25 protein-coding genes are annotated in these 22,306 nt (G+C 33.1%); 15 read left to right on the plus strand and 10 right to left on the minus strand.

Annotated features, from left to right (window positions below; genetic code table 11):
- The first annotated feature begins 46 nt into the window (after positions 1-46).
- From ACNI3C_RS06340 to ACNI3C_RS06385, 10 genes are all read left to right on the plus strand, one after another.
- Complete coding sequence (locus ACNI3C_RS06340) at positions 47-664, plus strand: EF-hand domain-containing protein (RefSeq protein WP_419771407.1); 618 nt, start codon at positions 47-49, stop codon at positions 662-664.
- A 143-nt stretch (positions 665-807) separates the two neighbouring features.
- A complete protein-coding gene (locus ACNI3C_RS06345; protein WP_419771408.1) occupies positions 808-1,653 on the plus strand; it encodes an AraC family transcriptional regulator in 846 nt (281 codons plus the stop codon).
- A 447-nt stretch (positions 1,654-2,100) separates the two neighbouring features.
- Entirely contained in the window at positions 2,101-2,523 is a 423-nt protein-coding gene (locus tag ACNI3C_RS06350) for an SRPBCC family protein (RefSeq protein WP_419771409.1), read from the plus strand.
- Entirely contained in the window at positions 2,516-2,959 is a 444-nt protein-coding gene (locus ACNI3C_RS06355) for a MarR family winged helix-turn-helix transcriptional regulator (protein WP_419771410.1), read from the plus strand. The genes ACNI3C_RS06350 and ACNI3C_RS06355 overlap by 8 nt, the downstream gene beginning before the upstream one ends.
- Before the next feature lie 90 nt (positions 2,960-3,049).
- Positions 3,050-3,835: an RNA polymerase sigma factor gene (locus ACNI3C_RS06360; protein WP_419771411.1), complete on the plus strand. Its 786-nt coding sequence runs from the start codon at positions 3,050-3,052 to the stop codon at positions 3,833-3,835.
- 74 nt (positions 3,836-3,909) lie between these two features.
- Positions 3,910-4,230 carry a hypothetical protein gene (locus tag ACNI3C_RS06365; RefSeq protein ID WP_419771412.1) on the plus strand — a complete coding sequence of 107 codons (321 nt, stop codon included), beginning with the start codon at positions 3,910-3,912 and terminating at the stop codon, positions 4,228-4,230.
- 187 nt (positions 4,231-4,417) lie between these two features.
- Positions 4,418-6,523: a DNA helicase RecQ gene (gene recQ, locus ACNI3C_RS06370; protein WP_419771413.1), complete on the plus strand. Its 2,106-nt coding sequence runs from the start codon at positions 4,418-4,420 to the stop codon at positions 6,521-6,523.
- A gap of 74 nt (positions 6,524-6,597) precedes the next feature.
- Positions 6,598-6,804: a heavy metal transport/detoxification protein gene (locus ACNI3C_RS06375; protein ID WP_419771414.1), complete on the plus strand. Its 207-nt coding sequence runs from the start codon at positions 6,598-6,600 to the stop codon at positions 6,802-6,804.
- A 1-nt stretch (position 6,805) separates the two neighbouring features.
- Positions 6,806-7,162: an ArsR/SmtB family transcription factor gene (locus tag ACNI3C_RS06380; RefSeq protein WP_419771415.1), complete on the plus strand. Its 357-nt coding sequence runs from the start codon at positions 6,806-6,808 to the stop codon at positions 7,160-7,162.
- A 2-nt stretch (positions 7,163-7,164) separates the two neighbouring features.
- Positions 7,165-9,345, plus strand: coding sequence for a heavy metal translocating P-type ATPase (locus ACNI3C_RS06385; RefSeq protein WP_419771416.1), 2,181 nt, complete (start codon positions 7,165-7,167; stop codon positions 9,343-9,345).
- Positions 9,346-9,778: 433 nt separating this feature from the next.
- On the opposite strand, the gene ACNI3C_RS06390 is transcribed toward ACNI3C_RS06385, so the two are convergent.
- The 5 genes from ACNI3C_RS06390 to ACNI3C_RS06410 form a co-directional block, all read right to left on the minus strand.
- Positions 9,779-10,867, minus strand: a complete 1,089-nt coding sequence (locus ACNI3C_RS06390) for an alpha/beta hydrolase (RefSeq protein ID WP_419771417.1) — start codon at positions 10,865-10,867, stop codon at positions 9,779-9,781.
- Entirely contained in the window at positions 10,851-11,498 is a 648-nt protein-coding gene (locus ACNI3C_RS06395; protein ID WP_419771418.1) for a homing endonuclease associated repeat-containing protein, read from the minus strand. Before ACNI3C_RS06395 ends, ACNI3C_RS06390 begins: the two co-directional genes overlap by 17 nt.
- Positions 11,499-11,580: 82 nt before the next feature.
- Positions 11,581-12,228: a hypothetical protein gene (locus tag ACNI3C_RS06400; protein ID WP_419771419.1), complete on the minus strand. Its 648-nt coding sequence runs from the start codon at positions 12,226-12,228 to the stop codon at positions 11,581-11,583.
- Positions 12,229-12,329: 101 nt separating this feature from the next.
- Positions 12,330-13,019: a hypothetical protein gene (locus ACNI3C_RS06405; protein WP_419771420.1), complete on the minus strand. Its 690-nt coding sequence runs from the start codon at positions 13,017-13,019 to the stop codon at positions 12,330-12,332.
- A 154-nt stretch (positions 13,020-13,173) separates the two neighbouring features.
- On the minus strand, positions 13,174-13,728 hold the full coding sequence (locus ACNI3C_RS06410) for an RDD family protein (RefSeq protein WP_419771421.1): 555 nt from the start codon (positions 13,726-13,728) through the stop codon (positions 13,174-13,176).
- Positions 13,729-14,125: 397 nt separating this feature from the next.
- Between ACNI3C_RS06410 and ACNI3C_RS06415 the strand changes: the two genes are divergently transcribed.
- Positions 14,126-14,926: a class I SAM-dependent methyltransferase gene (locus ACNI3C_RS06415; protein WP_419771422.1), complete on the plus strand. Its 801-nt coding sequence runs from the start codon at positions 14,126-14,128 to the stop codon at positions 14,924-14,926.
- Here the strand turns inward: ACNI3C_RS06415 and ACNI3C_RS06420 are convergent.
- Positions 14,923-15,132, minus strand: coding sequence for a tautomerase family protein (locus tag ACNI3C_RS06420; RefSeq protein ID WP_419771423.1), 210 nt, complete (start codon positions 15,130-15,132; stop codon positions 14,923-14,925). The two genes, ACNI3C_RS06415 and ACNI3C_RS06420, sit on opposite strands and share 4 nt — an antisense overlap.
- A gap of 147 nt (positions 15,133-15,279) precedes the next feature.
- Here ACNI3C_RS06420 and ACNI3C_RS06425 point away from each other — a divergent pair, with 147 nt between their 5' ends.
- Positions 15,280-15,720, plus strand: a complete 441-nt coding sequence (locus tag ACNI3C_RS06425) for a globin domain-containing protein (protein ID WP_419771424.1) — start codon at positions 15,280-15,282, stop codon at positions 15,718-15,720.
- Here the strand turns inward: ACNI3C_RS06425 and ACNI3C_RS06430 are convergent.
- Entirely contained in the window at positions 15,717-16,634 is a 918-nt protein-coding gene (locus tag ACNI3C_RS06430; protein ID WP_419771425.1) for a DMT family transporter, read from the minus strand. The two genes, ACNI3C_RS06425 and ACNI3C_RS06430, sit on opposite strands and share 4 nt — an antisense overlap.
- A gap of 137 nt (positions 16,635-16,771) precedes the next feature.
- Here ACNI3C_RS06430 and ACNI3C_RS06435 point away from each other — a divergent pair, with 137 nt between their 5' ends.
- From ACNI3C_RS06435 to ACNI3C_RS06445, 3 genes are all read left to right on the plus strand, one after another.
- Positions 16,772-17,533: an NUDIX hydrolase gene (locus ACNI3C_RS06435; RefSeq protein WP_419771426.1), complete on the plus strand. Its 762-nt coding sequence runs from the start codon at positions 16,772-16,774 to the stop codon at positions 17,531-17,533.
- 87 nt (positions 17,534-17,620) lie between these two features.
- Positions 17,621-17,998, plus strand: a complete 378-nt coding sequence (locus tag ACNI3C_RS06440; RefSeq protein WP_419771427.1) for an acyl-CoA thioesterase — start codon at positions 17,621-17,623, stop codon at positions 17,996-17,998.
- 104 nt (positions 17,999-18,102) lie between these two features.
- Positions 18,103-20,421 carry a diguanylate cyclase gene (locus ACNI3C_RS06445; protein WP_419771428.1) on the plus strand — a complete coding sequence of 773 codons (2,319 nt, stop codon included), beginning with the start codon at positions 18,103-18,105 and terminating at the stop codon, positions 20,419-20,421.
- Here ACNI3C_RS06445 and ACNI3C_RS06450 read toward each other — a convergent pair.
- The 3 genes from ACNI3C_RS06450 to ACNI3C_RS06460 form a co-directional block, all read right to left on the minus strand.
- Positions 20,413-21,147, minus strand: coding sequence for a phytanoyl-CoA dioxygenase family protein (locus ACNI3C_RS06450; RefSeq protein WP_419771429.1), 735 nt, complete (start codon positions 21,145-21,147; stop codon positions 20,413-20,415). The two genes, ACNI3C_RS06445 and ACNI3C_RS06450, sit on opposite strands and share 9 nt — an antisense overlap.
- 106 nt (positions 21,148-21,253) lie before the next feature.
- Positions 21,254-21,481: a hypothetical protein gene (locus tag ACNI3C_RS06455; RefSeq protein ID WP_419771430.1), complete on the minus strand. Its 228-nt coding sequence runs from the start codon at positions 21,479-21,481 to the stop codon at positions 21,254-21,256.
- 110 nt (positions 21,482-21,591) lie between these two features.
- On the minus strand, positions 21,592-22,305 hold the full coding sequence (locus tag ACNI3C_RS06460) for a 2OG-Fe(II) oxygenase (RefSeq protein WP_419771431.1): 714 nt from the start codon (positions 22,303-22,305) through the stop codon (positions 21,592-21,594).
- Position 22,306 lies beyond the last annotated feature (1 nt).

Below are 22,306 nucleotides of genomic sequence, written 5' to 3' on the forward strand. Positions count from 1 at the left end.
TCAGAATTAAGAGTATAATTAGTTATCTTAAGAAGAGGAAGAAATGATGAAAAATTTATTTAAAACAATCAAATTAGGTTTCTTAGTTGCTGGATCTTTATCGGTTATTACAAGTTCTGTTATGGCGCAAGATTTACCGAGTCGAGGACCGATTTCATTCTCAATATATGACAGTAATAACGATGGATTTGTCACTGAAAAAGAGTTTTATGACGTAAGAGCAAAACGTATGGAAGAGAAAGCCAATGCTGGAATGCCAATGCGAAATGCTGGAAATGCACCCGATTTTACTGTTTTTGATACCAATAGCGATGGAAAACTCTCAGAAATAGAGCTGCTTCGAGGGCAAAATGCACAAATGATGAAAAACAAAGCCAATATGGGCAAAGGTATGGGACAAGGCATGGGAAAAGGAATGGGTCAGCAAGGCATGGGTCAACGAGCTAACATGCCAACATTTGAAAGCTTTGATGCCAATAACGATGGGTCAATTACTCCTGCTGAGTTAGACCATGCCAGAGCAACACGAATGGAACAAAAAGCTTCACAAGGTAAAATGATGAAAAATGCAGGCAATCAACCCGCATTTGCAGATATTGATACCAACAATGATGGTGTTATCAGCAAAGATGAATTTCTTGCCAATCAAATGAGAAAAAAATAATTCTTACCCTAAAAGGTGCGTAAAAACGCACCTTTTTTTTCACTTCTGTTTTTAAATGACTCTTCAATAATAGCAATCTTGGAGTAGTTTTAATTTCTAAATCTTAATACAATTTACACACAAAAGAGTTTGAAAGAGAGCAAATGAGTAAGAGTACAAAAGATGATTATGTTCAAAGTGTATGTAGAGTAATTTTATATATTGAGCAAAATTATAACAGTGATTTAACCCTTGATGAACTATCAAAGATTGCCAGTTTTTCTAAATACCATTTTCACCGTATTTTTAAATCAATTGTGGGTGAGAGTATGGTTGATTATATCAGAAGAGTGAGACTTCAAAGTACTACTTTACAGTTTAAAACAAATCAGAAAATCACTCAAATAGCCATGAACAGTGGTTATGAAACCAATGCCTCTTTTTCAAAAGCTTTTAAAAAGCATTTTGGAGTAACTCCCAAAGAGTTTGCAAAAAATGCAAAATTAAAAAGAGGAAATAAGATGTTAGAACCAAAAATAGTAGAGCTTGAAGATATAGAGATTTTGTATGTGAGAAAAACAGGTGAGTATCAAAAAGCAGCCCAAGAAGCTTGGGAAGTACTTATGCCTTTTGCTTATGAACATAGAATGAAATACAATAAAAACTTAATGGGCGATGATGCCATGATGTTTGGAATAGGGCATGATAATCCACATGTAACAGAGGTAGAAAAGCTAAGATATGATGCGTGTATTTCATGGGATGATAAAACAGTAAAACCAGAGGGTGAGATACAAAGTAAAATAATAGATGGTGGTAAATATGCACAGTTTTTACACAAAGGTGCATATACAGAACTAATCAATACTTATGATGGAGTAGTCAATTGGATTGTGGAAAGTGGAGTTAAGATAAGGGATTTGCCAATTATTGAAAAGTATTTGAATAAAGACCCAAGAAGAACAAAACCTGAAAATCTTAGAACTGAGATTTATATTCCTTTGGTGTAGTAAAACATTTAGGAATATCTCTCTTGAAGAGGTAAACTTCTTCGCTTTCTTACTTTTGTGTTGACGAAAAGTAAGCAAAAACAACTACGGCTTCGGAGGCAAAGCTTCCCTCACTTATTATTTTTAATTTATCTGTTCCAGAATTTAGTCGCTTCGCTTCAGCATCTAGCTTGCGGAACTCACAAAAAAGAGTGAGTTTATCACTCTTTTTTATTCAAACAGTCCTCAGCTTTTTCCGAAATGAAAAATAAACATTCGGCTCCTGCAGATGTAGAAAGAAATCCCTTCGGTTGTTAGTTCTCATGTACTGTCTTAATACTAATTAGAGTAAGTAAAAGTTAAAACAAAAGACAATCAAAAATGTAAATGCCCTTTTTTATTAATGAAACATTAAGGCTTCAATTAGTAAACTTACATATAATATATTAGTTTACTAAAAGGAATATTATGAAAGTACTTGGGAAAGTTACAAAAATAGTAGAAGGAATATCTAAAGATAAAATTTTTAATATTTGGTCTGATATAAATAATTGGCATAAATTTAATCATGGAATCATTTCAGCAGAACTTCATGGAGAGTTTAAAGAAGGAAATCATTTTGTTTTATTTCTAAAAAACAATAAAAAAGTTAAAATACAAATATTTAAAATAGAAAAAAATAAAAGTTTTACAGATGTAACATCTTTACCTTTTGCAAAAATATATGGGATTCATGAGATGATTGAAAAAGATGATAAGTTAGAAATAAGTGCTAGTGTGGAGATAGAAGGAGCTCTTTCTTTTTTATGGGAGAGAATAGTTGGAAAAAAGATTGTTGATAAATTAGAAGATGATATGATGAGTTTAATAGGATTGGCAAAAAATGATTAATAGTAGTTTTGAAGTAAAAACAGCTGAACAAAGTTCTGGTTTTTTACTTTGGCAAGTGACTACTCTTTGGCAAAGAGAGATTAAAACTGCACTTGATGAAATAGAGTTGAGTCATTCTGGTTTTGTAATATTGGCATCATTACTTTGGTTCAAAGAAAAAGATATTGAGGTTACTCAAACCACTATAATTGAACATACGAAACTAGATAAAATGACGGTATCTAAAAATTTAAAAAGTTTGGCTACAAATAAGTTTGTAATAAGAACTGAAAATTTAAATGATACTAGAGCTAAGACAATTGTTCTTACAAAAGAGGGGATAGATTTAGCAATAAGAGCAGTAAAAACTGTGGAAAAAATTGATAAGAAGTTCTTTTCAAAACTAACAAAAGAAAATCAAAATATGTTAAATAGTTTTTTCTTAAAACTTATTTAGCAATTGAAATTCAATGAACACTTTAGAAATTTTAAAGAGCAAGTTGTTGATTGTATAACTAACAAACATATATTATAGAAAAGATAAAAAGTGATTACAAAAGAGTTTATAGAAAAATACCAAGCATATTTATATAATTTAGCACTTAGGTTAGTTTATTATAAAGAAGATGCTCAAGATTTGACAAATGATGTTTGGATAAAGATTATTGAAAATATTGATAGTTTTGAAGAAAAATCTGAGTTTAAAACTTGGGCTTATCGTATTATGATAAACACATTTTTAAATCAAAAAAGAAAATACACGCAATTAAGCTTTGTAAATTTTGTAAATACAATGGATGACTTAGAAAATAATTTGTTAACAGATGAGTATGAAGAACCATTTAAAAAACTTTTGATTGATGAAGCAAAAGTTGGTTGCATGATGGGGATGCTTTTATGTCTAAATCCTGAGCAAAGAGCAATTTTAATTATTGGAGATATTTTTGAGATAGATAGTCATATTGCAAGTGAAATATTTGATATAACAAAGGAAAACTTTAGAAAAAAGTTGTCTCGCGCAAGAAATGATTTGTACAGTTTTATGAACAATCATTGTTCCTTAGTAAACAAACAAAATAGCTGTAAGTGTGAGCAAAAAACAAAAGCCTTGATTGAAAAAGGTTATGTAAATCCAGATAATATCCAGTTCTCAAAAACTCTTCAAAGAACGATTAAAGATACTCTAAAAATAAAATCAGATGCTCTTGATACTACTATGGAAAAATTATATAAAAACTTATATCAAGAACATCCTTTTTGTGAAAGTGATATTAAAACATTTGCAAAAAACTTATTAAAAGATAAAAAAATAAAAGAAATATTTGAATTATAGTGTCACACAATATTTTTACATGTGTCTAAATATAAAGAGATAGAAATATCTTAATATATTAAAAGGAGTCACCTATGACACAATTAAAAAACATTGGAAGCTTTACAGGGATGGAGTTTGCAACATTTAAACTCAAAGATGGAGTTAGTGAAGAGCAAATGCTTGAACTTATCTTTGAAGTTGATAAGCAATTTTTACAAAAAGAAGAGGGGTTCTTAGGACACTGTACTTTAAAAGGGAAAGATAATATTTATGCAGATGTTGCTTTTGCAACTACACAAGAAAAAGCACAAGAAATTTGCGCTAAATGGATGGAAAATGACTTGGCTTTAAAATATATAGAACTTATTGATGAAACAAGTGTAAATATGACATTTTGGAATAGAATTAAATAAAAATTTTCTTGAAAGAGTGAGCTTTATGCTTATACTTTCTTTGAAAAAAAAGATTGCCAAATTTATAAAAAAGAGTGATCTCTTCACTCTTTTTTATTAAACATATACTCTATATAAAATATCTTAAAATAATTAAACGTATAACATTTTCATGCACCCCTAACACTAACTATGCTACCATCACATTATGAATACAAAATATGAAATACTAAAAGATATTTTCGGACACAAAGCGTTTCGCAGTTTTCAAGAAGAGGTGGTGGATGCCATTTTGAACCATGAAGACGTTCTGACCATTTTACCCACAGGTGGGGGAAAATCGCTTTGTTATCAACTCCCAACTCTTCTTATGGAGGGGACGACGGTTGTTATCTCTCCTTTGATTGCTCTCATGCAAGATCAAATTAAAGCGTTGAATGATTTGGATATAGCTGCAGCAATGATCAGTTCAGCTACGAGTAACGATGAAAATGCTTTGACCATGCAAAAGCTTTTGCAAGGGGAGTATAAATTCATTTATGTGGCACCTGAGCGTTTCAGTTCCAATGATTTTGTAAGTGTCTTACAACGCATTAATATCAACTATTTTGTTATAGATGAAGCGCATTGTGTTTCAGCTTGGGGGCATGAATTTAGAGCCGAGTATCGAAACTTAAATCGACTCAAACAGTTTTTTCCTACTACTTCCATTGCTGCGTTTACTGCAACAGCAACCAAAAAAGTTGAAGCCGATATTGCGGAAAGTTTGAACTTGAACCAAGCCAAACATTTCAGAGCCAAAACCATTCGCGATAATTTGCATATCTCTTGTGAGCCTCGAATTGCTAATGGTAAAAAACAGATTTTAAACTTTTTAAAAACTCACAAAGGCTTATGTGGAATTATCTATACCTTTACACGAAAAGAGGCCGAAAGCACGGCTTTGTTTTTGCAAGAGAATGGCTACAGTTCAAAAGCGTATCATGCGGGATTAAGCACCGAAGTTAAAAACGCGGTGTTTGATGATTTTGTTTATGAAAAAATTGATGTGGTTGTAGCCACCATCGCTTTTGGAATGGGTATTGACAAATCAAACATACGCTTTGTTATTCATACCTCTTTGCCTAAAACATTGGAAAACTACTACCAAGAAATTGGTCGTGCAGGGCGAGATGGCGACTTGTCGTATGTCTATATGCTCTATTCAAAAAACGATGAAATCAAACGAAAAATACAAATCGATGAAGCACTTGACAGTGCCTATAAAACCACTGCTTTGGAAAAACTCGAAGCGATGTACCGATACTGTGTGAGCAATCATTGCCGACACAAACTTATAGCTGCCTATTTTGAAGATGCCATTGATGAGTGTAACACTTTGTGCGATAACTGTACCAAAGGTGAGGTGGAGTTACTTGACATCAGCATTGAAGCGCAAAAGTTTTTAAGTGCGGTTTACCGAAGCGGACAGCGTTTTGGTATCAATCATGTGATTGATATTTTAAGAGGTTCTAAAAACCAAAAAGTCTTAGAGTTTGAGCACGAGAAGTTAAGTGTGTATGGCTTGGGAAGTGAGGTTTCAAAGAACCAATGGGTTGCCATTGCTGATAAACTCATTGACATAGAAGCAGTCTCTTTGGGCGAATTTCGAGCGTTGAAACTCAGCCAATTGGGCTTTGATATTTTAAAAGGTCATCAAAAAGTTTTCCTTGATAGGGACAAATTTCACACCGAACAAAACCTTGCACAAGAAGAGGTCGAACAAAGCTTCGATGAAGCGATATTTGAACGCTTTAGAAATTTGCGTAAAGAGATAGCTTTAAGTCATGAAGTGCCAGCCTATGTCATATTTGGCGATAAGAGTTTAAAAGAACTCGCTTCAAAACTGCCAACAAACAAAGAAGAAATGTTGGAGATAAACGGGGTAGGGGAAGTGAAGTTTGAAAAGTATGGCGAAGCTTTTTTAACACTGTGTTTGGAAATCAAAGAGGAGTTTAAAGAGCAACTTGAAACACAAGCCCCCTTAAAAAAACTCACCAAAACCTATTTGGATACTTTTGAACTGTTAAAAGAGGCAAAGAGTGTAGAAGATATTGCCATGATTCGCGATTTGGGGGTGAGTACCATTTTATCGCACATCAATTTGTTGTGCGAACATGGGAAAATTTCACAAGAGAAACGCACCGAACTTTTAAAACCTTTGGAAATACCCCAAGAGATTAAAAACTGGATAGAAGAGGGCTTGAGTAAACAAAACTTAAAAGAGCTTCGACAATATCTCTTTTTGTACGAACATTTGTACACTTACCAATAATTCTTTATTGACAAACTTCAATTCATATGATAAAATCTTCATATGATAAAAATAACATATGAATTGGTGAAATAATGAAAAAAACATTTAAAGCGAAAAATATCTCTTGCAAAAACTGTGCAAACTTGATTAAAGCCACACTTGAAGATGACTTTGGAGTCATTGAGGTTAATTTGGAAACCAACCCAAAAGAGGTTACCGTTGAAATCAAAAACGAGGAACAAGAGGTGATTTTTAAAGAAGAGATGGGCGCTATTGGGTTTGATGTCATAGAAGAGTAACATGAGCAATTCAAAACCACTCATTCGCTCTTGCTGTGAAGATATCAGCTACATTGTTGATATTGAAAAAACATTGCCCAGCCAACTGCAATTGCAACTTTTAACCAATATCTTTAAAGCCTTAGCTGACCCCATTCGCGTTAAGATTTTATTTGCCTTGTTGGAGTATGAAATTTGTGTAGGTGAGATGGTAAATTTACTGCAACTTCCCCAATCGCACGTTTCACATCAACTGCGGATTTTAAGAAAATATGGCATTGTGGAGTTTACAAAAGATAAAAAAATGTCGTTTTATTATATTAAAAATGAACAGATAAAAGCCTTACTCAAACTTGCACTGCAAAGCATTAAGGAGTAAGAATGTCAAAAGAGAAAATCAAACTCAATATTTCGGGCATGACATGTGTGAATTGTTCCAATGGAATTGAACGTGTTGTGGGGAAACTCAAAGGCTTAGAGTCTTCAAAAGTGAGTTTTGCTTCAAATGAAGGGGAATTTTATATTGATAATCAACTTCTGAAAAAAGAGGATTTGATTGCAAAAATTGAAAAACTGGGCTATGGCGTAGAAGAGGATTTAAAAGCATTAGAAGAGAGTAAACTCAAAGCCTATGAAGCCTTAAAACGGGTCTTTATCTTAAGTGCTGGCATTGCGGTGTTGATGTTTTACTTTATGTTTTCCCCTTTAGACAATATGCAAACTAACCAGTACCTTATGTTTGCTTTGGCGTCTGTTGTGCAGTTTTATGCGGGTGCTCGATTTTATACTTTAGCCTATAAAGCCCTTAAAAACAGAAACTACGACATGAATGTCTTAGTGGCTTTAGGTACAAGTGCAGCGTACTTTTATTCGGTATTTGTGGTCTTTTTCCCTTCACTTTTTCCTGAAAATTTACGTTTTGTCTATTTTGATGGAGCGGTGGTAATTATTACGTTCATACTTTTAGGGCGTTTGCTTGAAGAGCGTTCAAAAGGCAAAGCCACAGACTTTTTGAAAAAACTCATGGACTTAGCTCCTTTAAATGCCACGCTGATTTTGGAAGATGGAAGTTTGAAAACCATTTTAGCCACACAGTTAACAATAGGGGATAAAGTGCTCATTAAAACGGGCGAAAAGATTTCAACCGATGCCGTTATTACCAAAGGAGGTGCTGACATTGACACCTCCATGATTACGGGGGAGTCGATGCCTGTGTATAAAACGCTTGGTGATGAGGTCATTGCTGGAACACTTAATACCTCAGGGGTAATTGAAGTGAAAGTGTTAAAAGAGTCCAAAGATACCACACTGGCAAAAATTGTGGCACTCTTAAGCACCGCACAAAGTAAAAAACTCCCTATCAGTCGATTTGCAGATAAGGTTGCCAATATTTTTGTGCCAACAGTCATAGGCATTTCTGCTCTAACTTTTTTGGTCTGGTTTTTTATTGTGGGCGATGCCTTGGGTGCTATTTTGGCTTCTATTTCTGTGTTGATTATTTCGTGCCCTTGTGCTTTGGGTCTTGCAACACCTATTGCCATAGTCAGTGCAGTAGGAAAAGGAGCCCATGAGGGAATTTTAATCAAAAACCCCGAAATACTGGAGTTTATTAAAGATATTAAATATGCTGTTTTTGACAAAACAGGCACTCTGACCACAGGCATTATCAGCGTAAAAGAGGCTTTGTATGAAGAACAGCACTTAAATATGTTGGCTTCTCTTGAAATGCAAAGTGAACACCCCATTTCAAAAGCGGTGGTCAATTTTGCGAAACGTAAAAACATCACGTGCAATAAAGAGTTCAACGACATTAATATTATTGCGGGGCAAGGAATCAGTGCGATATTTGAAGATAAAAAACTGCTCATTGGTTCATTGAGTTTGTTACAAAAAGAGGAGGTAGAAATTGATGATACCCATATGGAGTTTTATCACAAGGCGTTAAAAGAGGGTGCAGGTGTTATTTTAGCTTCACTGAATAAAAAATGTGTGGCTGTTTTTACTTTGGAAGATACGATTAAAAAAGGGGCGAAAGCGTTAATTGAAAATTTAAAAGCCAAAAACATTACCCCTATTTTATTAACGGGGGATAATCAAAGTACTGCCAACCATGTTGCAAAAGAGTTGAACATTGAAAAAGTATATGCGCAAGTGTTGCCTGATGAGAAATATAAAGTGATTATGGAACTACAAAAAGAGGCAAAAGTGATGTTTGTGGGTGATGGAGTGAATGATTCGCCCTCGATTAAACAAGCGGACATTGGTATTACGCTGAATTCGGGTTCGGACATTACCAAAGATGCAGGGGATATTATTTTAATTAATAACGACATTAACGCCGTGTTAAAAAGCATCAATCTCTCTTTTGAGTCAATGAAGATTATCAAACAAAATCTCTTTTGGGCATTTGTTTATAATGCTGCGGGTATTCCATTGGCTGCGGGATTGTTTTTCCCACTCTTTGGTATAATGCTCACACCTATGTATGCAGGCATTGCCATGAGTTTTTCTTCGGTTACGGTGGTGTTAAATTCATTGAGGTTGAAACTCAAAAGAATATAATGCCTCTCTTGAAAACTGCAAGGGTTTCCGCTCTTACTTTCTTTTGTTGAAAAGAAAGTAACAAAGAAAGCAACCACGGGCTTCGACGGCAAAGCTTCCCTCCGTATTTTAAATTATTTATTGCGTTGCGGAACTCGCTAAAATGACCGTTAAGGTCATTTTTTAACGCTCAAACAGTCCTCACTTGTTACCATAAATAATTCAAAATACTCTGGCGTCTGCAGATGTGGTAATATCTCTAGTATTCAAACTATCTTTTATTAAGTGAGGGAACCCCAAAGGGCTTTGAAACCGTTGGTGGTTTTTGTTTTACTTTTGTCCACACAAAAGTGAAGAAGCGGAAAGCTTTAGCTTTTCAAGAGAGATATTTTTAATCTTTTGATGATTTTATCATTCTTATTTGTATATATGTTTTCCTATTTGTTAGAGGACATTAAAGTGGAGATTCAAGCTCTGGGGTGTAATTTGCCTTGTTATGTTTGCTTTTTTCTTTTTTGACAAAATCAGTGATTACTTCGACCAGTTCCTGCTTTATCTGCAATTCTGGTTGATTATAAGTTTCGATATTTTTCATTCGATCCAAACCAGCTTCTTTGAAGATGTGATTCATTCCTTTGATAATCTTGATTTTTGCTTTCGGATTAGCTTCAGAAAGTATCTTGGCATCTTCTTCTCTTACCTGAATATCTGTCGTCCCTTGGATGATTAACACAGGAATTCTCAACTTGGCTAATTCTTTGGCTGGGTCATATTTAAACCAAGAGATCAAGTATGGCTGAACACTGGGTCTGAACAAAGAATACAATAGCGGATTAACGTCATTAACTGTTTCCCCTTGTCTGAGTTTATCAATAATTGGCAATGCGATATTCAAGACCTCAGGTGGTTGCGATTTGAGCTGTTCCATTAGGGTTTTATCAGCCGAAAGGCCTGGGCCTGCAATTGAGATGAATTTATCAATGCCGTTCTCTTGAGCTGCAATCATCCCGATTAATGATCCTTCACTGTGTCCGATTATGATTACCCCATTAAACCTCTTATCATTCTTGACTAATTCAGCCCAAGCTTTCGCATCTGAAATGTAATGCTCGAATCGCAATTCATCTTCTTTTTTACCGGCTTTCTGACTTTTCCCGATTCCTCTTTTGTCATACCTCAATGTTGCAATGCCGTTTTTTGACAAAGCCTCTGCCAGCATTTTTAAGGAATTATTGATCATTGCAGGATTGTTGCCGTCTCTGTCTGTCGGCCCCGATCCGGAAATAATCAACGCGACTGGCACTGGTCTCTTTTCATTGGGAACAATAAGAGAGCCTTCCAGTGTCCCTGTCTTGGTTTCAAGTTTAACGATGGTTTCTGATTGATCAGCAAATAGACCGCTTGCCATAAAGATTGAGAGCAACACAGCAAAGAAATATATTTTCATATTCATACCTTTTAGAGCATAACGTTTAAAATGAGCCGATGAATTGCCCGTAGGGGAATTTATTGGCTCCACTGATTTGTTAAACACTTTCGTCATTCCCTTTTCCTAAATTACATTTATCACAGAGAGTTTGCAAATTTTCTTCACTATTGTCTCCCCCTTTTGAAAATGGTTTGATATGGTCAATATGTAAAGCAATTCCGAGATGAGTGGCAGGGCTTCTGCCACATTTTACACATCTATAATTATCTCTTTTAAGAATTTTTAATCTGACTTTTTCATTTATGTATCTTGTCTTTTTAGGTTTTTCTTGTATCAATTTGACAAATTCAATATCATTTTCTTTATATTCAATAAAAGCTTTACAGGCATTCATCCAACCTCCGAATCTCGAATCATAAGGTTTGGTAGAATATTGAGATAAAGGCTTTGTTATTTCACTATATTTTGGTTGTCTTCCAAGAGTACGCCAAATAATTTCAAGATTTTCAAATAGTTTTTCATCAGATATATTCTGTTCAACTGATACTATTAATCCAGCTGCTTCTAAAGCTTTATTCCAAGAACCAAATCTATTATGAAATGTACTTTTACTAAAATTGCCATATTGTTCATAGTCTGATTGTGTAATTTTTTCTTTCTTCAACGAACTAGCTACTCTCTTTAAATCTTCAAGTAGTTCTTTATCTGTAAAATATTTTGCATTTGCTCTTAATTCAAATTTCATTCAGACTTTGCCTTTGTGTGTTTAACGGTTGAGTTGAGAAATAAGTTCCCGCTAGGGTAACTTATTTCTCTCCAATGTTTTGTTAGCTGTTTGATATTTGTATATTTGACATTCTTTGTCCATTTTGCCATTGTTCATAAGTTAACATAGTATTCCATGATTCTTCATTGCTCATTTGTTGCATTGGCATTATTTTTTCAAAATTATTTTGTGCCTTAATTAATTGCTTTGTTTTTGAATCTTTTCCCCAACGAATTCTGCTTTTATTTTCTTCTAAAGTATTTTGTTTTTCAATAACATCAGGAACAAATAAAATATCTTCTTCTCCATCCGCATTGAATGAAATATCCTTATAAATTCCATCACTAAACCATACTGCATGTCTTTCTGCTTCCATGTAGCTTGGCTTGTTATACCAAATTTTATATCCACAAACTATTTGTCCACCATTTAGTTTAATATATTCTTGAATGTTTAAGTCACAGCAAGATTGGCGACACCAAGGCTCTGGTTCTATATGAATAAAAAAAGGATCAAAATCACTAATAGTTTTACAAAAGGTTTTTATATCATGATTGATAGTTTTTGGTGCAATTAATTTTAGTGGGTCAAAAAGTTTTTTAAGACCATTTTGTATTTCAATTTGAGTAAGTTCTTTTGTTTGATTGTTTTTTAAATTATTTTGTATCTTTTTCTCAGCTTTTTTCTTTTTATCTCTTTTTACACTCATAAGTAACTTCCTTTAGAATTGTTTGCATTGTCAGCTAACGTTTAAGTTGAGAAATATTTGAGCCGTAGGGTCAAATATTTGTCTCCAAAGTTTTGTTAACTTCATTCATTTAAAAACTTAAAACCTTCAAATTCATTATTATTAAATAAATCAGATCTTAATATTTCAAATAAAACTTCCTTTATTAACTCATATTCTTTCTTGTTGAAATTATACCAATCTGTATCGCCTGAATTTTCAGAGTCATGAATATGGATTTTATTTCTTAATTGCCTTAGAGGTTTTATTTTCGAATATATTGGAAAACTATTTCCAAAAAGTTTTTTACTTTCAACTTTTTTGATTAATGTATCAAAAGTCATGCTTGTTGATACCTTTGATTCTAATTTTTCAAATATCTCTACTTCATTTTTATAGGTCACTGAGTTAAGATTATATTCATTAGAATGATTTTTTGTTATGCTTTTCCAAATTGTTGTTTTCCCATGTCCTTGACTAATTACCACAAAATTTGCAATAGCTTCAATAACTGCTGTACCATGTATTAAAAAAGATTTCATATTCTGTTTATGAATTACACTAGACATTTTTATATCATTTATGACTCTATACAAAAATTCTATATATTGTAAAGAATAAGAAATATTTTTTCTTATTCCTTTTGCTTTTTCTTTTGTAAAATATAAATTTTTAGAAATAAGACACAATAAATGATCTTCTAATTGATTGATTCTATTAGGGTACCATGTTTTATCATCTGTATTTTGTTCTAATGTTAAAGTATTTGTCATTTAAATTTCCTACTGTAGTTAACGTTGGACTTGAAAAACAAGGGAATGATATGACTTGATTATTTCAATTTTAATTTTAGCTTTTTTGTTCTAAAAAGTTTAAATTAACCGCAGTATACCCTTGTTTTTCTTTCCAAGGTTTTGTTAGTCTTTTTTAGTTAAATATTGATGATAATACCATTAAAGTAAAAAATATAACAAAAAAGCCTATAAAAAATTCTTTAGCAAAATTATGCTCATAATACTTAATACTATCAGTATTTGGAATTTTATTTCCTCTTTTTACAATAGTAGTATTGTATTTTTCATCATAATAAAATTGTCCGATTGAATTTATTTTTGTATAAATATATCCAGTATAATATATATTGCTATTCCATGCACTTAAAAATCTTTTTGCACAACCTATAATTGTAAGGGGTTTACCATCTAGTGAAATGATTTTAATTCCAGTAATTAATCCACCAATAGTATAACCGTTTGTAAGTTTTACAAATATACCAAAATATAGTATATGTATTAATGCTGCGTGTAATAAAATTGCAATTAAAGCAGGTAAACTTGTTAAGTGTATACTGACTTCTTCAATATTAAAAATTTTTGTTATTAACAAAATTGGCAAAATAAAAACTATTGGCATAGTTATAAAGTTTATAAAATTAGATAAAAACCTTAACCTTGTAAGTTTTATTACTTCATTCTTTTCCACTCAAAACCCTTGTTTATAGACTAACTATTTATTAAACATACATTATATACAAAACACACTGAAAAACGACAATTAACATACATAAAATATGTTGTATATTAAAACAACAACAAACACCTTAAATAAGGTGTTCTTGAAAATTTTATTATAAAAGATATTGCCATTTATCCCCTTTTCTAAATAAATTTTAAGTTTATGATATGATTTTTATGTATGTTTAATGTCGATATTTAGACGTTAATAGTACATAATGTATGTATATTAGGACAATATCGTAATAAACCTGCATTATGTTAAATATATTGGAAGAAACTACACTCCATTATCTCTTAACACAAACTATGTTACCATCTCATTATAAATTTATAAACTTAAGCCAAACCAGACAAGGAGAACCATGAACTATCACGATATTGATTTTAACGCTTTGTATATGGAACAAAAATGCAATTCCACGTTTAAAATAAAAGATAAACAAGAGTGGAATAAAAAAGCTGCTTCCATGAATAAAAAGATTCACAAGAGCATTTACAATGACGATTTAATCGCTAAAATGGATTTCAGTGGCTGTGAAAGCTTGTTAGATGTAGGGTGTGGGGTTGGAAATGTCGCCATGAAGTTGGCAAAAAAAGTTTCAACCGTGTATGCCTTGGATTACTCCGATGTGATGTTGGAATTTTTAGATGAAAATATAAAAGCAGAACAGATTCATAATATTATACCCATAAAAGCGTCGTGGGATGACTGCGATTGGAGTGCAATTCCAGAAGCAGATATTGTATTGGCATCTCGTTCGATGGAAGTCAAAGATATGAAAGATGCCTTGGAAAAAATCAACGCCAAAGCAAAAAAACGGGTCTATTTGTCGTATAAAGTCGGTGGCAGTTTTGTCGATAAAAAGATACTCAAAGTATTAGACAAAGCCATTTTTGATAAACCCGATTATATCTATGTGTTAAATATTTTGTATGGCATGGGCATCAATCCTAAAGTTGACTATTTAAAGAGTGAAGGACGAAGAGAACAGTACGACACCAAAGAGAATTTTATTAAAAGTGTGGAGTGGAGTTTGGATACTTTAACGCAAAAAGAGAAAGAGACTCTGGCAGAATATTACGACTGTTTAGGGGAAAACAAAGAGGGCTTGGGTGAACAATACAACCATTGGGCACTGATTTCATGGGAAGTAAAAGCTTAAGAGCTTTTACTTCTTAATTGGCTGATGGTTTCCCCACCAATGGCATAATTATCCGTTGATACTTCTTCAATAAGCACCACCGCAGTTTTTGCACCACGTCCAAAAATATCAGCAAATAATTTTGTGATACCTTGGGCCAATTGCTCTTTTTGTTCTTTGGTTGCTCCCCCATCTTCGTGAGTCATTTTTACGTTGATAAATGGCATATTGATTGCTCCTTATGTGAGATATAGTTTAGAAAGTGTAACCACATAAAAATAAAATTGTGTTAAACTAATAAATGAATCTTTTTTTATACAGAATTTTTGTTTAAAGTTGATGTAAATTATCAAATATAAGATAAAGGAATGGCAATGCAATTTACAATTTCATATGGAACCATAGGGGCAAGACCTTGTGTTAAGATGCCTGATCCCGCCTTTTTAGAGTATGTGGGCGAAGAGGGTATTCGAAAACTTGTTAATGATCATTACGAGCTGTTAAAAGAGAGTAAAATTAAAGATATTTTTCCACAAGATGAAAAAGGATTGGCCAAAGCAAAAAAACATGCGGCAGATTTTTTGATTCAAATTTGTGGAGGGCATCCCCATTTTAATGAAAACAGAGGGGCACCCAGAATGATAGAGCGACATGCGCCGTTTAAAATCACACAAGAGGGCAGAAGAGTCTGGCTTGAAGCGTTTGCTGTTTTACTTTCAAAATTGGACATTCCACCTCATTTGATTAAGTCGTTTTGGGATTATCTTGATATTTTTTCAATTTGGATGGTAAACGCGCAACCAGAAAAGGTTTAACGCGTGGCTTTTTTAAAGAGCTCTTTTTTTAAAAATTGAGAGAGATAAATCCCTGAAAAAATGAACATCAGACCAATAAAGTGGTAAAACATTATATTTTCTCCTAAAAATACAAAAGCCAAAATGGTTCCAAAAATTGGCATCAAATGGGTGAATTGCCCTGTTTTTTCTGCTCCAATTTCTAAGATTCCTTTATTCCAAAAGAAGAAAGAAAGAATGGAGGGAAAAATAACAATAAAGGCGATGATGTCATAATGTTTATACACAATGTTCATATCTTCAGTGATGCTTTGGGTGGTAAAAACATAGATACCTAAAAGCACAATAAAACCTAAGGTTACCGTTGTAGCAAAAAACTCTGTGGGATTGAGTGAGAGTTTTTTATACCGTAATAAAACAGAGTATAACGCCCAATCCAATGAAGATAAAATAATATAAAAATCGCCTTTGTTAAACTCCATGGTCATCATTTTTGAAATGTCCCCTTTTAAAACAATAAAGACGACACCTAAGGTTGATAAAACAATGCCCATGATTTGATTCTGGGTGATTTTATCTTTTAAAATAATGGAAGCCAAAAAGATAACCAATATAGGAAATACTGAATTAATGAGCAAGGCATTGGTGGCTTGGGTGTGTTGTAAACCAAAATATAAAATGGTATTAAATCCCGTGACACATAAAACGGATAACAGCAGTAAAAAGAGAAAATCCTTTTTAATTTTTTGATATAAAGTTTTAAAATGAATCATAAGGTAGGGCAAAAAGAGTACAAAAACACCCAACCATCGGTAAAATGCCAACTGTATGGGTTCTATCTCTTCGTGTAAAAATCGTCCTAAAATAAAGTTTGCTGACCAAAAAAGTACACAAAGGATAAGAAGAGAGTAGATTTTATAAGGAATGGTCTGCATGGTTTTGAATTGTCCTTGTAACAAAGTGAGTTGAGATTGTATGATATGTCGCTTTAGGTTTTAATTAATATGCACAATTAACATTGGGGTATTTATTGGTATAATAAAATAGAATTATACAGAGAAAAGGAAAGCAGTTGGAAAGATTTGTTGAACACGTTGGATGTTTCAGGTTGATTTTGGATCCATATAATGGAATAACCATTAAAAAAGAGTCTGTTCCTATGGATAAAGCCATTTTTGAAAAAGAGTTGCAGGCGTTGCTGTTGCAGTTAAAATCAGACCAACGTAACTTGATTTGGATTGATATTGAGGCAGAAAAATCCTATTTGATTCCACATTTAACGGCACATGGATTTATGTTTCACACGTGTGAAACCGACAATATTTTATTGGTCAAACGGCTTAATAAAGAGGCAATTATCCCTACGGCGGCTAATCACACTTTGGGTGTAGGTGTGGTGGTGATTAACGAAAACAATGAGTTGTTGGTCATTAAAGAGAGGGTTTCAAAAGGGACATATAAACTGCCTGGTGGACACATTGATGATGGGGAGCTTATTTCAAAAGCCGTTGCAAGAGAAGTTTTAGAAGAGACAGGGGTCGAAGTTATTTTTGATTCGATTATCTCTTTGGGGCATTTTTTCCCGCATCAATTCAACCAAAGCAATCTCTATATTTTGTGTGTGGCGAAACCGTTAAGTTATGAAATTTGTATTAAAGATACCAAAGAGATAGAAGATGCAAAGTGGGTTGATGTTAATGAGTATTTAGCCGATGAAAATGTGCTAGAATACAATCAAGTAATTGTTCAAAGTGCACTCAAAACAAAAGGGTTTCAACCGTTTGATTTAGAGAGCTTTAAACATATACCTAAAAATTATGAACTCTTTTCTTGATAAAAAAGTTAAAATCAAAGTTCTCTTGAACTTTTTTTCCTCTTTTTAAATGAAGTTATAGTATAAGACACGTTACAAAGGATTAAAATGAAATATGGTACACAAAGAATGGTGATGTACCCTCATTTAAATGCAGCAGGTATTTTATTTGGGGGAATGGCTTTGTCTTGGATAGATGAAGATGCAATTATTTTTGCTGCAAATGTTCTTGACACAAATCGAATTGCAACGGTAAAAATGTCAGAAGTAGTCTTTAAAAGTGCGGCCAATATTGGAGATATTCTTATTTCGGGTGTGGAGCTTGTAAGAATTGGACGAACGTCAATAACCGTTAAATGTGAATTAAGAAATAAAACAACCAATCATATTATTGTGGATGTTGAAGAGGTGGTCATTGTGGCACTGGATTACAACAAAAAACCCACACTGCACAAACTTGCACCCAAAGATGACACGATAGCTTAAACACAGAAGTAACCAAAAGCTTTTTTTGGTTACTTTTTCACCGCTTAAAAAAATAAAAATAAAAATTATTCTACGTAAACGTCACAAAGTGACATTAAAATAGTATGATACATATTAAACGATATAATGTACTGATGGAGTTCTCTTTGTTAAAATACTTTTTAATGTTTTTTTTATTGATACAGACACTTTATGCACAAAATCATGAGCAAGAAAAAGTCACTCTACAACTGGAGTGGAAATATCAGTTTCAATATGCTGGTTTTATCATGGCAAAAGAGAAGGGATTTTACAAAGACGTCAATTTAGAAGTGGAACTTTTAGAGTATCAAAACGGCATTGATATTGTGGAAAAAGTTTTAAATCATGAAGTTGACTTTGGTATGTCAAATAACTCTTTGATGTATAAAAATGGGGTTTTACAACCCGTTGTGTTGCTTGCTACGTATTTTCAAAAGTCTCCTTTGGTTTTTATTGCACAAAAAGGCATCAACTCTCCTGTGGATTTTGTGGGTAAAACCATCATGGGTACGGATGATGAGTTAAGCAACAGCTCTTTATCTCTGCTTTTAGAGCATTTTTTTATCAGTGGTAAAAACGCATTTATTGTGCCACATAGCTTTAACATAGATGATTTTATCAATAAAGATGTTGATGTTATGAGTGCATTTACTTCAAATCAACTCTATGTACTTGATAAATTGAACGTTCCTTATAATATTATTAATCCAGCGCAATATGGGTTTATTACCAATGCATCAAATTTGTTCAGTACTTATGAAGAGGCGGTGAAAAATCCTGCAAAAATTGAAAACTTTTTAAGTGCAACCAAACGAGGGTGGGAGTATGCTTTTGCACACTTGGATGAAACCATTCATGTGATACATGACAAATACAAATCCCAAAAATCTATTGAAGCACTTCTGTATGAAGCCAATGTGACCAAAGATTTGATGTTACTTGGTTTATATGACATTGGAGAGACCAACAAAGAGTTGGCAATGCGAACATACAAACAGTTGGTTAAAAGCGAAAAAGTGTTTCCTCATCAGATACAAGGGTATTTTACGTTTAAAGATATTCAAGATGCTTTTAAAAACTATTTGGTCAGTTTTACACAAGTTGAAAAAGGATATTTACTCAAAAAAGGTGTTTTGAAACTTTGTGTTGACCCAGATTGGATGCCTTTTGAGAGTATTCATAATGGAAAGTATGTGGGTATTTCTTCAGATATTTTTAAATTAATTCAGCAAAATTTAGACATCAATATGGAACTTTATCCCACAAAAACTTGGGCACAAAGTATGGAAGCTGCAAAAAAAAGAGAGTGTGATATTTTTACTCTGGCATCACAAACCCCCGATCGCTCTGAATATATGAATTTTACCGATTCGTATATTGACCTGCCTATTGTTATGGCAACACAAGTGAATAAAGCTTTTGTAGATAATTTTTATGCGTTAGAAAATAAAAAAATTGGTGCAGTCAAAGGGTATGCCATTGCTCAAATTATGAAGAGTCGTTATCCTAATATTGAAGTGGTTGAAGTGGATAATATTACTCAAGGGCTCCAACTTGTTGAGTCAGGAAAACTTTATGGATATGTCGATAACTTGATGGTCATTGCTTATTATATACAAAAAGATTTTACCCGTATGCTTAAAATATCATCACGTTTAAATGAAAATGTGGAATTGGCAATTGGTACACGAAACGATGAGCCTTTATTGCACAATATTTTCCAAAAACTCATTCGCAGCGTCAGTGAAACAGAGAAACAAAAAATATATAATCAATGGGTTTCTGTTGAAGAGAGTGTTGACATCAATTACTCTCTTGTATATCAAATCATTGGGTTATTTTTGCTCTTATTGGCATTTTTTTTATATCACTATTCGCAGTTAAGAAAATACAATCATTTATTAAAGCTGCAATCTCATACGGATACGTTAACACAACTGAGTAACCGACTCAAACTTGATGAAGTTTTGAGTGAGAATTATAACTTAGCGGTTCGATACAACCAAACGTGTGGGATTATTCTTTTGGACATTGATGACTTTAAACTCATCAATGATACGTATGGGCATCTCATGGGAGATGAGGTGTTAAAAAAGATGGCAAACGTGTTGAAACAGCATGTGAGAAATACCGATGTTGTTGGTCGATGGGGAGGAGAAGAGTTTTTGATTATTTGTCCTAACACCTCCATTGAAAATCTGGAGAACCTTGCGGTGAATTTACGAAAAAAAATAGAAGTAATGCATGTGGGTGAAGTTAAAAAAATAAGTGCGAGTTTTGGTGTTGGTTTAATTGACCCAGAGCAAGATATAGAAAAATTGCTTCAGGCCATTGATGAAGCCTTATATTATGTAAAGAAAAATGGGAAAAACCAAGTCAGACGAGTCACTGCCTCAGTTTAAAACCACTTCATCAAAATCACTTCGGGTGTTTTTGATGGGTCTGTTTTTGCTGCCTTTTGTAGTATAGACAAATGATATTTTAGGCGTATCGGTGTTATTTTTATTGGCGTGATGAAGAGTCTTACAATGAAATAAAACCACATCCCCTTTGGATAAATTGGAGTGCACTTTTTGTTTGATGAGTTCAATATTTTTAGGGTGATTATCTAAAAAATTGCTTTGTTCATCAAACTGCTCTTTTGAAAGTGTAATTTTGTGAGAACCGGGGATAAACTCTAAAAGACCATTCTCTAAATACTCCTCTCCCAAGGCCAACCAAACTGAAATTAAATTATCCGTTTCATAGTTCCAATAGCGCACATCTTGGTGCCAAAATGTTCTTGAACTCTCTTTGGGCATTTTGGTCATGATTGAGTTGTGATGGGCTAACGTTAAGACAGGGGTGTCGTTTAAAAGTGTTTTTAAACATGCTGCAATATCGGGATTGGTCATCCATGTTTTGAATATGGTTTCTCTGTTATAAACTTGTCGTAATCGTCGTACGGTAATTTTTTGATCACTGTTTTGTAAATACTCTTGCTCACTCTCTATGGGTGCTGTTTTGTTTTCTAAATGCTTTTGGGCTTTGTGCAGTATTTCATCGCACAAAGTTGAGGGGGCAAAATTTTTTAATATGATAAATCCATTTTTATGAAATTCATCGATTTGAGTTTGTGTTAATTGCATGACGTCTCTTGTAAAATTATTTGACGTAATTCTACTACGAGTAACGTTAAAAATAACACAGAAAGGTTAAAAGGGGTTGCAGTTCAGATTTTCAAAGAGTAATATCTTACTCTTCGAAATCTTTAAAGCCACCTTTTTTCATGTCTTCAAAATCATCGGCATCATCATCAAAGTAGTCATCATAATCTACTGTGAAAATTTTGTCGTAACCCAATTTTTGGAGTTCTATATCCAGATTTTCTTCCGTCAGTCTATTTTTAACTTTTGCAATAATTGTTTCAATGTCTTCTTCTGTAACATTGTTTGCTCTGAGTTCAAAAATAATCGAATTCATATTTATCCTCTTTTTTTACAATAATATCAGCTAAATCAGCTTAATTTAAAAATTAAAATTTTAAACCAAGATTAAATCACTCATGACTAAACCATTCAACTTATATAGGCTCAGTTGACAAGTGCATCGTGCCATTGCACCAATGTTAATCTATAACCACTCTTTACTTCTAAAACTTCGTGCGTAAAATATGGATTACTTAAAAATAGAACCATATCTCCTGCTTGGGGCTTTAGAGTTATATTCTTGCCATTTTCATCATATAAATAGTTAAATACTAATTCACCTCCACTAAAACTGTTAATAAGATTGCTCTCATTACAACTTGTAGTAAATAAAACAGAAGTGACCTTTCTTTGTGGTGCAACGGGTAAAAAACCAATAATAACATTGTCTTTTACCAAAACATTAGAATCGTCACTGTGTTGTTTGTAAAAACACCCTTTCGTGTACTCTAAAGTTTGAATTTTCGTTGATGTTGTTAACGCCACACTGAAAAAATCTTCTATCTCTTTTTGATGTCTCAAAAAACTCTTTTCATAAATTTTAGCATTTTTATCATCCAAATCATAGAGTTTGGTTTTACGAATGGTCGTATCTAACGCTTCATCAAGTAAAATCTCACCCTTTTGTCTGATCTTTGCATCAATTGCATCTTGGTTTTTTTTAACAGTTTCTACAATTTTACTACATCGGCTCTCCGATAAAAAGTTTTTTATAACCAAAAAAGGAGAGTCGTAATACGGATTGGTTAAAAGTTTTGTCTCAATATCCAGATCAATTAAAAACTTATCACAAAATACTTTATTGCTGATTTGCACCATG

The sequence above is a fragment of the Marinarcus sediminis (SeqCode) genome (assembly GCF_048571275.1).
Taxonomy (GTDB): Bacteria; Campylobacterota; Campylobacteria; order Campylobacterales; family Arcobacteraceae; genus Marinarcus; species Marinarcus sediminis.